At 55.7% G+C, this 13199-nt stretch carries 11 protein-coding genes; 2 read left to right on the top strand and 9 right to left on the bottom strand.

Annotation, left to right across the window (positions count from 1 at the left end):
* The first annotated feature begins 3 nt into the window (after nucleotides 1-3).
* Nucleotides 4-873 (top strand): hypothetical protein, encoded by an 870-nt coding sequence (locus tag P8935_RS11460; RefSeq protein ID WP_348265134.1) that lies wholly within the window; start codon nucleotides 4-6, stop codon nucleotides 871-873.
* Between the two features lie 187 nt (nucleotides 874-1060).
* On the opposite strand, the gene P8935_RS11455 is transcribed toward P8935_RS11460, so the two are convergent.
* The 9 genes from P8935_RS11455 to P8935_RS11415 all read right to left on the bottom strand — a co-directional run bounded on the left by P8935_RS11455 (nucleotide 1061) and on the right by P8935_RS11415 (nucleotide 11120).
* A complete protein-coding gene (locus P8935_RS11455; RefSeq protein ID WP_348265133.1) occupies nucleotides 1061-1891 on the bottom strand; it encodes an FAD:protein FMN transferase in 831 nt (276 codons plus the stop codon).
* Between the two features lie 6 nt (nucleotides 1892-1897).
* On the bottom strand, nucleotides 1898-3451 hold the full coding sequence (locus tag P8935_RS11450; protein WP_348265132.1) for a flippase activity-associated protein Agl23: 1554 nt from the start codon (nucleotides 3449-3451) through the stop codon (nucleotides 1898-1900).
* Entirely contained in the window at nucleotides 3411-4076 is a 666-nt protein-coding gene (locus P8935_RS11445; protein WP_348265131.1) for a hypothetical protein, read from the bottom strand. Before P8935_RS11445 ends, P8935_RS11450 begins: the two co-directional genes overlap by 41 nt.
* 4 nt (nucleotides 4077-4080) lie before the next feature.
* Nucleotides 4081-5421 carry a Gfo/Idh/MocA family oxidoreductase gene (locus P8935_RS11440; RefSeq protein ID WP_348265130.1) on the bottom strand — a complete coding sequence of 447 codons (1341 nt, stop codon included), beginning with the start codon at nucleotides 5419-5421 and terminating at the stop codon, nucleotides 4081-4083.
* Entirely contained in the window at nucleotides 5415-5957 is a 543-nt protein-coding gene (locus tag P8935_RS11435; RefSeq protein ID WP_348265129.1) for a hypothetical protein, read from the bottom strand. Before P8935_RS11435 ends, P8935_RS11440 begins: the two co-directional genes overlap by 7 nt.
* A gap of 24 nt (nucleotides 5958-5981) precedes the next feature.
* Nucleotides 5982-6794, bottom strand: a complete 813-nt coding sequence (locus P8935_RS11430; protein ID WP_348265128.1) for a TIM barrel protein — start codon at nucleotides 6792-6794, stop codon at nucleotides 5982-5984.
* 200 nt (nucleotides 6795-6994) lie between these two features.
* Nucleotides 6995-8410, bottom strand: coding sequence for a Gfo/Idh/MocA family oxidoreductase (locus P8935_RS11425; RefSeq protein WP_348265127.1), 1416 nt, complete (start codon nucleotides 8408-8410; stop codon nucleotides 6995-6997).
* 251 nt (nucleotides 8411-8661) lie between these two features.
* On the bottom strand, nucleotides 8662-10170 hold the full coding sequence (locus tag P8935_RS11420; protein ID WP_348265126.1) for a Gfo/Idh/MocA family oxidoreductase: 1509 nt from the start codon (nucleotides 10168-10170) through the stop codon (nucleotides 8662-8664).
* Nucleotides 10171-10256: 86 nt separating this feature from the next.
* Nucleotides 10257-11120, bottom strand: a complete 864-nt coding sequence (locus P8935_RS11415) for a sugar phosphate isomerase/epimerase (protein ID WP_348265125.1) — start codon at nucleotides 11118-11120, stop codon at nucleotides 10257-10259.
* Nucleotides 11121-12110: 990 nt separating this feature from the next.
* Between P8935_RS11415 and P8935_RS11410 the strand changes: the two genes are divergently transcribed.
* Nucleotides 12111-13169, top strand: a complete 1059-nt coding sequence (locus P8935_RS11410; protein WP_348265124.1) for a hypothetical protein — start codon at nucleotides 12111-12113, stop codon at nucleotides 13167-13169.
* The last annotated feature ends 30 nt before the right edge of the window (nucleotides 13170-13199 follow it).

Below are 13199 nucleotides of genomic sequence, written 5' to 3'. Positions count from 1 at the left end.
TGCATGGCGTCTCCGTTCAGACATGCGGCCGCGGCGCGGATCAACGATGCGATTGAACGTTTCAGGCTGGCTTACGCGAAGCTGGACCTGACGACCATCTTTAACGCGTACGGCGAGGCTCCGGGATGCTGGGCAAAGGGACATGACCATGCAGACTGGGCAGAGTCGTTGAACAGGATCTACGAGGGCATCAAGGATATGACTACGGAGGTCTATGCAAAACATCCCGAGGTGCTGCTTGATCTGACGTTCGAACTTTGGGGACAGAAACACATCATCGATGCGGGACTGCTGGCGGCGGGCGATCTGGACTGGATGAGCAACGTGGACGACACGAAGCCGGATTCAGCGGGGCCGCTGCAGGTACGGCAGTTGCTTTACGCGCGCGCCGGATCGATGCCGGTAGAGGCAATGCTGATCGGAAACCTGCATGCCGAGTTGCCAACGATCGCGGAGAGCTTTGCGACGACGATCGGGTCCGCTCCGTTGCTGCTCGGAGATTTGCGCAAGCTGACAGCAGCGGATCGCGCGTGGTATGGCGAGAAGATTCGCTGGTTTAAGCAGCTAAGACAACGCGTGAAGCTGAGCGAGAGTTTCTTTCCTCTGGGAAGTTGGCGACAGACATCGCCGATGGCCTGGGACGGGTTCGCGCGGTTGGCAAAGAGCGGCGAAGGCGTGGTGGTGCTTTTTCGAAACAAGTCAGATGCGGCGGAGGCCCGCGTGGAGTTGCCGCTGATTCCGGAGGGGCGGTACCGGACCCGATCGGTGATGACGGGAAAAGATCTGGGGACATTTGAGCGGATGGCATGGAAAAAGGGTTTGGGGATCGCGTTTCCAGGACAGGTTGAGGTGCTGGAGTTGCAAAGGGTGTAGAGGGTGCGATTCCCCAGATTGGAGTTATGTCCGAATCGCCCAGGCTGGAATACAGTGAATCCGAGCCGTATTCCGGGGACGCAGTTTTTGCAACCGCGCCTATGGTATGAACCAAAGAGAGCTCACAAAATGGGTGCTATGGATTTTGAATGCCAACTTTTTCTCTACGAACTCTACCGATCGCGACCTACGCTTCAATCGGCGGCACCCGGCGTCCAATCGATCTCGCAGATTGGTCAGTTTCGAGGAACGCCAGCCATGTGTCGTTCTGAGCAAGCATTCCCTGTAATTCGGGCTCTCCCATAACCATGCAAGCCGTGGAGAGAGCGTCGGATTCTGCTGCCGTATCGGCAAGGACCCAGGCCCGCCTTTGGCGCAATGCCGGTTTGCCGGTGCGCGGATCGAGAATATGAGCGCCTTTCACTGCCACTCCTGAACCGCTCAATGACGCATGAGTCAGAAAAAAACGCTGCGATGCGTTGTCTTCACCCAAGCCACATGACCAGCCCGGGGCATCGGGAGGCGGGTCTCCTGCAAGAATGCTGCTGCCGCCTGCGACCAGCAAAAACGAGGGGCAATCCCATTGACGGAGCAGCTCAGCCATGCGGTCGAGAGCAAATCCCTTTCCAATGGCGCCCAGATCGAATTCAAGCCGGCCCTTGATGCATAGAAGTGCATGCTCGCCTCGCATCAAATCCCACTTGGGAAGCGAGGCCTGGGTTTTCAGCGCGCCGGGCGTGGGACAGAACGCGCCCTGTGTAGCTTCATCCATCCGCTTCGCAATTTGCAGGCAGGCAAAGGCAGGCTCGCTCAACCGCATTTTTTCACCGGGTTTGAGATCAGCGAGCCGGGCAATGTCGCTGTCGATGCGGAAACGGCTTAGACGCGATTCGAGTGTGTCCACAAGGTCGAAAGCGGCCTGTGCAGCCTGCGCGGCATATGCTCTCTCCTCGCTGGCGATACGCGCTTGAAAGTGAGTCGCCATGGCGGCGTGGTTGAATTGATGGATCTCAGCCATTGGCAGTCACTTTCCCTCGGGCAGCCATAATAGGATGAGCACGCCTGGGCGGCTCCCAAAAAAATCAGGCCGGAAGCCCCGCAATGTACCGGCATACTGATCAGCGGCCTCGGTAGACGTAATGTAGAAGTCTGCAGCCGGGACTTGCTGGCCGGGTTGCCAGAAGCCCACTTGTTGAAATTGGCGAAGGTACCACGGAAGCGGCCACGGATCAGAGGCGATCACCGCGATGCGCGGAGTGTTTATGCCTTCCCGGCGAGCCGCATCTGCGATTTCACTGGGGAGTGAGAGGATGTCATCCGAAGTGTGGGCATAGGCATAGGGATTGCTTTCCTCAACTGGAGCGAGAAAGACGCGCTGGCGCGTATCGTGGACAATCAACAAACCCAGCAGCATTGCGGGGATGCCGAAGGAAAGAACGGCAGCGCGATGGCCAAACCGTGTTTCGGCCATGGACCAGATTGACTCCACTGACATCGCAGCGAGTAGAGCGAGAGGAAGCCAAAGATTGAGCGCCAGCCACGGTGTCTTATAGGGAATGAGGCTGTAGATGGCGGCAACAATCAATCCGTAGTACGCAAGGAACTGATAGGCGGAAGCATCCCGCTTTCTGAATGCGATGAAGAGGCCGAAGCAGGCAAGACCAACCAGCACGCCGCCGGACCAGCCGCTGACAAGGAGTTTTCCAAAGTACCAGAAGGGATGTTCGTGACCCTGGCCAGTCGAGCGAGCGAAGACATTTGGAGCCACACGCTCCAACGCAAAGAAGGATTTCCAGTTTCTGCCGAACCACGTGAACAAGATGACAATCAATGCCAGAAACGTGGAAACGCCGGCCAGCAGCGGGCCGAGCCGGAATGATTTGGTGAAGCTCTTGCCGCGCAGGTCCCACACATTGGACACGAGGGCTGCAACGGTTAATGCGAAGAGGTGAAGGATCGCGGTTTCCTTGCAGGCAACCATCAACGCGACGCATGCGCCGGCGAGAGCGGCGTAACCAACTGATCTTCGATTGAAGGAGCGCCAACTCGACAGTATCAGCGCGAACGTTGCTGCGCAGAAGAGTGATTCATGGATGAAGTAGCGGTCGTAGTAGACCGGCAACGGAGCAACGGCAAACAGCAGAGCGGCGAGCAGACAGGGAACGACTCCGAACATCTCAGCTGCTGCGCCAAAAAGAAGAATCGTGATCGTCCCAGCTGCGACTGATGTTGTCCGCAACTCCGATTCGGTCAAATCGGAGAAGGATTTTGCTCCCTGCATCCTGGCCAGCGGCAGAGCAAGGGCCGCCAGCGCAGGACCATGGCGGTCCTGCGGATCGTAGGTGAACGCTTCTCCTTGAAGGAGTTGTCCGACAATGTAGCCGTTGATGGCTTCGTCTGTGTGCATGGGCCGCGCGCCCAAGTGCGGAAGGCGAACCGCCAATCCGATGAGAGCGACAATAATGAACGCGGGCCATCGGGTCCAAGGCAGACGAAGAGCCAACGACCCTATTGAAGGCGTGGCGGAACGAGTGAACTCAGGCAGGCTTGCCCCAGACTTCAACCTCGATGTAATCATTCAGTTTGTTCGTCGTGTTTCCATTGCTGTAAAGGCGAACGTAGCGGCCCTTCGCGCCCTTGGCATCGATCAGTTTTCCCTGGTAGGTTTCGACGTAATTCAAATCCTTGCCAGCTCCGAGGCCAAGCTCACCTTTGAAATCGTTGTTGAAGATCGTCGTCACACCCGATTTAAACGTGGGGTCATCTGACACCTGAGCCACAACGTCGCGGTAGACGCGCGCCTGGGAGTGAAAGTGCCACACGAGGACAGCGGAGACGTTTGCGCTTTTCGCCAAGTCGATCTGCACCCACTGCTTCCCCGGCCCGAGTTCGACCCAAGAGCCTTCATCGCCGGCCTTATCGCCATCGGTGACCAGGTCCAAAGTACCAACCACAGGATTGGTGTCGCTGCCCGTGACTTTCTTGCCCTTGGCTAAATTGACAGAGCCTGCAGGAACCATGAAGTCGGGGCGCTTGCCCTTCATCGGCGGCTCTAGATTCGGCACGTTGAGCGGAACGGGTGTGCCGACGAACAGAGGACGGGGTAGTTGCGTCTTCAGTGGAACTTTGTCCTGTGCGAGAGCTGCAGAGGGAATGAGGATGACGGCGGCTAGCAGGAAATTATTAGAAAGGATTGTTTTCATAGTCTCAGGCCTTCACTTCTTCGTTGGTGATCAGGAGTTTTTTCTCGGCAGCCACCGCGTCGTTTGCTCTGTGAATGACATATTCGCTTGTGAAAGCTTCGTCGGCGGGACAATTCAACTTCGCAGTTCCCCGAATTGCGTTGAAGAAGTTTTCCAGGTGTGGCTGATGCGGAGGTTTATTGAAAAACACAGGAATCTCGTATTCCGCCAATTGTGCGGTCTCGCGTACGTCCACTTTTGTTGCGTCTACCGCAGCAGCCGGTTTTGCGGCTACGTATCCCTTCTGTACGAGGTCGTCCCATGAAACCGCATTTGCGCGCGCTTCACGATAGATGGCGCAGAGCGACGGATCTTCCGACATCTTGATGGTGCCGTCATCGCCCATGAACGACTCAAAATAACCGCCCCCGGCGCTGGTGGTCGTCTGCACCTGGTAGAACGCGCGCGCAACACCCTGATCCAACGGATACTCGTAAATGACCATCGCGTTGTCATACCAGTCGTGATTCTTGAAATAATCCAAACCACCGCTGGCGACCACGGACTTGGGCGTCATGCCCAGCCACCAGTTGAAAATGTCAATCTGGTGCGCGCCGAGGTCAGACAAGGGACCGCCACCGAGACCTTTGTACCAGCGCCAATTACGGAACTGGTGCATGTCCTTGTAGCCATACTTAGCAAGCATGCTCGTCGGCATCTCGAATTTCTTTGGCCAGCCAAAATCCTCTTTGACTGCCCGATTCCATTGTCCCTGCACAGCGGTGAGGCGGCCGCAGAATTGGGCATCGTGAAGCAGCCGATTCAAGGTGAAGACGTATCGTGGATTACTGCGTCGCTGGTGACCGATCTGCAACAGCTTTCCAGTCTCGCGCATGGTCTTGACCATCGAGCGCGCACCTTCAATGGTGTTGCTCATCATCTTTTCGCAGTACACATGCAGACCTGCTTTGAGGCAGGTGTTCGTCATCGGCGCATGCCAGAAATCGGGAGTCGCGATGAAAACCGCCTGCAGATCTTTTTCCTTGGCGAGCAGGTCTTCATAGTTTTCGTAGACGCGGACTTCGTTTCCGAGCTTCTGCAGGTAGCGTTGCCCCTCGCCGCGGTGGTAGTCCCAGATGTCGCAGAGAGCGACAAGCCGGACGCCTTCAATATTCAGTAGCGACTCGAGAAGAATCTTTCCTTCTTCGCCATAACCAATCAGCGCGACATTGATGGTATTCAGCGAAGACTTCTTTACGGCTGCCGTCTGTTCGGCGGTGTCGGACTTGCAGGCCTCTAACAGCATGGCGGCGCCCGCTACTGCCGTAGCGCTGATGAACTCACGACGATTCAACTTGTCTACCATTTATTCAGAACCGCAAACCTGTTGTGCTGGGCGAGCAAAAACGCAGCGGCTACCAGTCCGATGTGGATGCCGAGATAGGCCACGCCGTCGTTCGCATCAATCAGAACCAGTCCGACCGTCAGCGCGATGAAGAGCAATCCTTGTACAAGCAATGAGACACGTGTACCGAGGCCGATGATAAGCATAATTCCGGTCAAAATGAAGGCCGGGCCAAGCATGCGATCGAACAACGTCAATGCAAATTTCGGGAAGAGCGGGTCATGAGCGAACTTGTCTCTGAGTCCAACAGGGATTCCCGCGTAATTTGCCAACGCGTAGGACTTCACGCTCACGTTGACCATCACGCCGCTTGCATCCGGCTGGCCGGTCGAAGGATCGATAAGAGGCATTGCAACGGATTTATAGGCGGCATATTTCTGAATGCCGACGAACAAGGCTCGAACACCGAGCCAAAATCGCAAAGACAGAAAAGCAAATGTGAAGTCCCATGCGACTTTACGAACAGGGAGCGTTTTTATTTCAGTTGAAGCAGCCATGTACCCTCGGGCGGTGGAGATGCGCTAAATAGAAAGGCTTTTCAGGTAGTCTGCATCCACCTTCAGCGACTCCTGCCACGGAATGTCAAAGGCCTCCTGCTCGACGAAGGCATGTGTAATCTTCTGGTTTTCTGCTGCCTGCGCAAAGATCGGCCGGTAGTCGATCGATCCGCGGCCAAGCTCCGTCACTTTCGCTTCCTCGTGCGTCGCAAACGAAACGTTCGGTGGAAGATGGAAGTCTTTCACGTGAAGCATGGAGAACCGCTGCGGATATTTCTTCATTAGAACGGCGGGGTCCTGGCCTGCAACCCTCACCCAACCGCAGTCCATCTCGAAGGTCGCTTTGTCGGGCTCGCAGAGTTCCAGCAGCACCTCGTAGGGCACTTTGCCTTCGACCGGCTGAAACTCGACCCAGTGGTTGTGATAACCGAAGTTGATGCCTGCCTTTTTCAGTTTCTCGCCCGCCTTGTTGAACTCTTCGGCGTTGTATTTCCAGTCATCGACCGTAAGAGGAGCCGCGTTTGTGCCCGAAGCTGGAGGGTTCTTGCGTCCCGGTCCCGGACAGATGATGTAGCTCACGCCAATGGTCTTCTCAAACTCGGTCGTGGCATCCAGATCTCGGGTGACATCGGTAAACGAGCGGTGCGAACTCACACACTTTAGTCCAGCCTGGTCAAGCGCTTTGCGAATTTCGGACGCGGGCTTCTTCGGCAGCGAAGCAGATTCCACCTCGAGGTACCCTGCCGCGCGAACTGCGGCCAGAGTCCCCTCAAAGTCCTTTGCCATCTGCTGGCGCACGCTGTACAACTGGATGCCCGTCGTTAGTTCCAATGGCATTCCAAACGAGAACTTTGTTGAAGAAAAAGCAGCAACTGCGGCTGCCCCCCCAATAAAGTTCCTGCGTGTTATGGGTCGCATATACCTCCAATTGAACGGCCATTCTATCGTCGGCCGGAACCCCTGACTAAACCTCGAATTTTCGAACTCATTGCGAATCTGGTACTCAGCGGAAAGAGGACCGGTGGGCAGAGACGGCGCTAGCTCATCTTCCAAGGTCCTCGGTATTCGCGTGTCATCAACTTGCTCGCTTCCGGATCGCCGATGATCTTCTCTTCCTTCGCATCCCACCGGATCTTTTTTCCAGTGAGCATCGAGATAAGGCAAAGGTGCCCGGGTAGCGCAGAGTTATGTCCGACCTCAACGGGCGTGACAGTCGCTTGACGCGTCTTTATGCAATCCAGGAAGTTTTGTTGATGATCCGATGACGTATATAGCTTGACCTTGCGCAGTTCCCGCGGCAGGTATTTGCCCTGCTTCCACGCTGGATTCGATGCGTCGAATCCACCGCGGTCGACCCACACCCAGCCCTCGGTGCCAATCCATTTCACTCCGGTTTTGATATCGGGATGGCCACCGGCAATTGTCATGGTTATGCCGCGTGGGTATTTCAATTCGAACCGGTATTTGGGCGCGGTATTCCAGACCGCGTGGGCAGGTGGGAGTTCGCCACTGCCTTCAACCTCGGACGGACCGGTGTGATCGAAATCGAGGCCCCAGTGAGCAATATCGCAATGGTGACCGATCCAATCCAGAAGTTCGCCACCGCCCGTGTTGTAGTTCCAGCGCCAGGATTTGTGCGAGCGAGCCCTGATGTACGGCTCCATCTTCGATGGACCGATCCACATCTCGTAGTCCAGTTCCTTGGGGGGATCGGTGACGAGCAAATTCCAGGCCGGGCTGCCCTGCACAACCTGCTCCAGGCTCGCCACGCTTTGCCCTCCTGAGGCCAAGTCTGCGAGCGCTTTCTTCCCAACTTCGTCGAAGTCTGAGTTGCCGCCTGGCAGACCGACCTCGACATGGGTAACATCTCCAATCAGCCCGTTTCTAACAATCTCCGCAGCTTTGTGAAACATGGGAACAGAGCGCTGCCATGACCCCATTTGCCAGATGATCCGATTCTGCTGGACAGCGCGCACGATAGATTGCTGTTCGGCGATGGTGTGCGCCAGAGGCTTTTCGCCATAAATATCTTTTTTGCGCCGGGCGGCTTCAGTGGCGACGATCTCGTGCCAGTGGTCGGGCACGGCGATCATAACGGCATCAATATCGTCACGAGCGAGTAGCTCGCGATAATCGTGATAGCCCTTACAATCCTCGTTCCCGTAAGCGTCATTAATCTTCTTGACAGCAGCTTGCAGATGGTTGGCATCAATATCGCACGCTGCGACGACCTGGCAGTCCGACAAAGTTAGAAACGCTTCCGTGTTTCCGGGCCCTTGCCATCCCATGCCTATCACACCCAGATTGATGCGGTTATTGGGCGAGGTGGCCGGTGTTTGCGCTCCGAGGCTGCGAAGAGCGGCGGGAAGAATGGCCGCAGATCCGGCAGCTTTTAAAAAACGGCGGCGATTGAAAGAGCGAGAGAGGGATTCAGGAGCGGATTGATCAGGCATTAGGATTCCATTAGCACGAGTTCTATGATGCAACTGATTTATATCATTCTCTGACCTGTTGGGCGGGTTCAGGCGGCGGAACTGATCTAGGAGAACTGCTTCCACGCTGTTTTGGAGGCTACCGAGATCCTGCATAGCAAGAGCTTGGACGAATCGATCCGGCTCTGCTGTAGGAATTCGGTGAGCTGAAGAAAATCGCATCTGGCTGGCGCGACCCGTTTCAGAGGGCCGACAGGGCCGGGCAACGATTCTCATAGTGCTCGCGGATCCCAACCCTTACGGTATTCACGGCTCAGATATTTATCAGCCTCTGCCACATTCGTGACCTTTTGGGATTGCCCGTCGTAAAGCAGCTTCTTGCCTGTCCGCAGTGCGACCGCATACAAGTTAACGGCCTCTGAAATTGGACCCGCGTTCAAGAAACTTGAGGGCGATTGCGGTCCGCCGCGCACAGCTTCAATCCACTGGCGCATCCCCGACGGAACGGCGCCGCGTTGGCCTCGGCCCCTGACTGGCGTGACCAGATCTTTCGGCATGCTTCCTTGCGGCATCAGATGTGGATCTTCAAGCTGAAAGCCAGCCAGAATCTTTCCCTTGCTGCCGACGAACATCATGCCCTCGATCGGAACCTCTTCCTTATCCATCTCAAGCTCCGGCGCCGGGGGACGCATCCCGCCGTCGTACCACACCAGGTCCACCGCAGGTCTTTTCCCGCTTGCTGGATATTTGAAGCGGACGGTACTGGCCGTCGGAAAGGAGAAGTCGTTATTCACTGTATACGCGATTCCGTTCTTCAACCCACATGTGTGAGTCAGCATGGGTTCGACGCTGATCGGTGATCCCAACTCCAAGGCATTGAAGACCGTCCACAGGCTGTAATGCCCCATATCCGCCATGGAACCGCCGCCGAAGTCATACCACCCGCGAAATACCATGTGCGTGTAGTCCGGCGAATATGGCCGCTCGGCTTCAGGCCCCAGCCACAAGTCCCACTCGAAGCCTTCCGGAACAGGCGTGGACGCGGTGGGAACGCTGGTGTACTGTGGCCACACAGGACGGTTCGTCCAATTATGGATTTCACGTAGATCGCCGATGGCCCCACCGTTGATCCAGGCCATCACCTGATCCATCGATCCATTCGCTTCCCACGGCATGAAGTGCGTGGCAACACCCGTTTCTCGTGCGGTGTCGATCACCAGTTTGGCTTCGCGCAATCGATTGGCGATGGGCTTATGCATAATGACGTGCTTGCCCCTCTTCATGCAGGCGATGCTGATGATGCCGTGAAGATGATCCGGCGTCATGATCTTGACGGCATCGACGTCTTTTTCTTTGTCGAGGAGCTCGCGGAAATCGGCATACGCAGAGCAGCCCTTGAATGCGCCGCCCTGCTCAGTCGCGTAGTACGTCTCGACAAAGTTCTTCGCTACATCGCGGCCTCCGGGAACAGTTCCTTCGGTTCCGGCCATCCATTCGGGCTTATCGAGGACCGTCCGCAGTTCATTGAGAAGATCATCCGTTCCCCAATCCCGGTATCCGATCGCATGCTTTGAAGGGTCACAGACGGCAACAATCTGGACCTCGGGAACCGCCATCAATCTCGGCATCTCGCGGAGACCCTCCGTGCCAGTGCCGATGTGAGCAACCGTGATTTTGTCGCTCGGAGGGACGACCCCGCTTCCCGCCAATACATGCCTGGGAAGAATAGTGAAACAAGCGGAGGCGGATGCAGTTTCAAGAAACGTGCGGCGATTCATCATATCTGTGAGCCTTTCTGCTTCGCATCGCATTACAAAGTACAAGGTCGTGTGCGGCTTCCCGCAACGGCCCCGGTCATACAAATCCGTCAAACCTGAAGTTGGTGAAGATATGGCACGGACGCTTTCATCAAAGGCAGGTCCATTTCGACGAAGTAGTTCTTGATGCCTCCAGTCTTCGCCGCCGCAAAAATCTTCTTCCAGTCGAGCGTGCCCTGCCCAACCGGCACAATGGAGCGCGTCTTCGCCGACCATCCCTGCACGTGCATGGAGATGAATCGGCCTGGATACTTCAAGAAATATTCAGCAGCGTCAAATCCCTCGCTGATCGTCGATACCTGGAACTGGAACTGCACAGCTTTTGGATCGAGAAGCTTGAACAGCAGGTCATATGTCCGCTGGCCATCCACCGTCGTGCATTCGAAACCCTCGTTGTGAAGCCCCTGCACAACGCCTGCCGCCGCGGCACGCTCGCCGATCTTCTCGTATTCTTCCGCGGCGCGCTTCACATCATCCATGGTGGGATTCTTCGGGCCGCCGAGAGAGGCGACCAGCATCTGCGTCATCCCCACGTCTTTGGCCCAAGCAATGCGCCCGTCTTGATCCTTGCGCAATTCATCGAGTGAAAAATGGCTGCTTACACAGGTCAGGCCCGCGTCCTGAATGATGGATCGCAGTTCCCTTCCGCTGTATTTCCTCAGGCCTCCGAAGCCCGAGTCGGCGTACCCCACGGGTGAGCACATCTCAATGCCTTGAAAACCTGCAGCCGCCAACTGCTTGAGGGTTCCGGGAAAATCATTCGCAATCATGCTGCGCACCGGCCAGGTCTGACAGCAGATAGGAAGCCCGAGAGGGTTCGCGTAAGCCATCTTGTCTGCCGACAAGAGAAGTTCACCAAGGGTTACGCATATACCCGCCTGCTTTACAAACGTTCTCCTCGAGATAGTCCGCACGTATTTCTCCTTTTATGACTGCGAGGACATTGTAAGCGGGAGGGCGCAGCGCGCTGAAACAGACCCAACGCTGTCGGGGGTCGTAGCCTCGAATGATGTCGCCGCTGAATAGGTACCCGCGATGTCAGCCAATGTTCACTTAGAAATCCAGCTCACCTGGAAGTAACATCGGCTAATCGGACAGGTGAGACGGCGGCAACTGCCTGCAGGTTGCCGGAGAAATGATCCGCGATAACGTCCTTTATTGCAGATCAAGCCTTGTCGCTGAGGTGGATAACTTTGGCGCAGTTGCGATTTCCGCTCAGATCGATTTGAACAATGCGGCCCTGCTGGCAAGGGAGTGAGGTCAAGGTCGTTTCTCGACACTATTGTTCGTGACTGTCGCGGTCTCAACGTGGTCGTGGTATGCCACAGCGTAGTCGTGCTCGGTTTCCGAGCCTTGCTCGAGCGCTGGGGTGAGGATGACTATCTGCAAGTAGACAAAGAGAATGATGTGAGAAACGCTTCAGTCACCCACTACCAGTTCGAGGACAAGCTTCGGCTCAGAGAATACAACTCTGTCTTTTACGACGATTCATCTTCGCCTGCGTAGAACGAAAGTCCGCACCTTTTGCAACGAAAGTCCTCTTCGGAAAGACAGCAGCCGCCAAGCACAGCATTCCCCGATCTCACTTCTTCTGGTATCTCTCGAAAAAGACCGTAGTAGATCGGAACGACCAAAGCGCGTGAATGGCATTGGGGACACTTCTGTCCTGGCGATTTGGATTCACTCTCGTTCGTATCTTGCATTTCCCTGCTACTCCTTCTCAGAACGCGACGTTGGGCTACCAACGTCAGTTTGAGCAAAATCAAGCATCCCATACGAATCACTGTCACCGATTGTTCCGCTCAAGTAATTGTTCTCGTCTCCAATACCAGGCTTTGAGCTGTTGCCGCCTAAGTAGTCCGCAGAGAAGCCATTTCTCAAATGACCGCGCATATAATCGCCGCATGACTTCCCCGTCAGATCAAGACTGGTACGTGGCAGTTAAGGATGTCGTTGAAGCCATCGTGCGACAGAAGATGAGAGTAAGCCTTTCTCCGACTGACAGCAGCCGAGAAAACGAAGACGCTCTCGATCTGGTGCAAGACGTGTATTCCGAACTCACTCAGGCCTTGCAATCCCAGGACATCGAAGTCAGAGATCCTAAGTCTTATGCAGCCGTCGTTACATATCATGCTTGTGCACAGTATTTTCGTGAGCGCTATCCTGAACACACACGACTGAGCAACAGGGTCCGCTATTTTCTCTCTCATGAGCCTGGCTTTGCCGTGTGGGAAACACCCGAGGGAGACGTGCTCTGCGGCTACTCAGGCTGGCAGCAAGAATCGCGCACTCAGAACGTGGCCAATGTACTGCCTGAAGAAATCTCCGAAAGGCTGTTCGTCCGGAGATCCGCCCCCTATGCAGCGGTCAAGGCTTTGGACGCAATGCGGTTCGCCGATTGGAGGATGCTTCTCGAAGCAATCTTCGAGGATGTCGCGGGACCCTTTGAGCTTGACCAGCTCATCTCCATTCTTAGTTCGCTATTTCGTGTCAAGGAGGATCAAAAAGAGTCCCCGGAACGGGGACGAAAGAGCTCGGAGTTTGATCGCCGCATTCATCATCAGGAACTCATGCGGATGCTCTGGATGATCCTCCAGGATTTCAATCATCGGTGGCTGATGGCTTTCTTGCTCAACTTGCCTGGCGTGACTAAAGAAGCCCGTGGAGAGATCGAGGCTTTCGAGACTAGCGGCGCCGCAACCCGTCGTGAAATTGGGCGCCTCCTCGCAATCAGTCAGAAGGAGTATTCCGAACTCGGTTACGAAACCCAGGGTTGGCCGCCGGATCCGGAGTTAATAGAGGAGCGAATTTGCGCAGTATGGCCATTTCTGCCGCGCGAAGACCTGCATATCGCTAGAGCGCTGGGATGCAGAACGCAGCAAGTTGTCAATTTAAGAGCGGTAGCCCTGCAAAAGGCCGCTATGCGGCTGAATCAGTCTATGAGGCCAAAAAGAAATCTCTGAAGCGAGCCAATCTGCTCCGCCAGTTGGCGC

Source organism: Telmatobacter sp. DSM 110680 (assembly GCF_039994875.1).
Lineage (GTDB): Bacteria > Acidobacteriota > Terriglobia > Terriglobales > Acidobacteriaceae > Telmatobacter.
The sequence above is the reverse complement of the archived record's forward strand: the minus strand, read 5'-3'. Positions and strand labels throughout refer to the sequence as shown.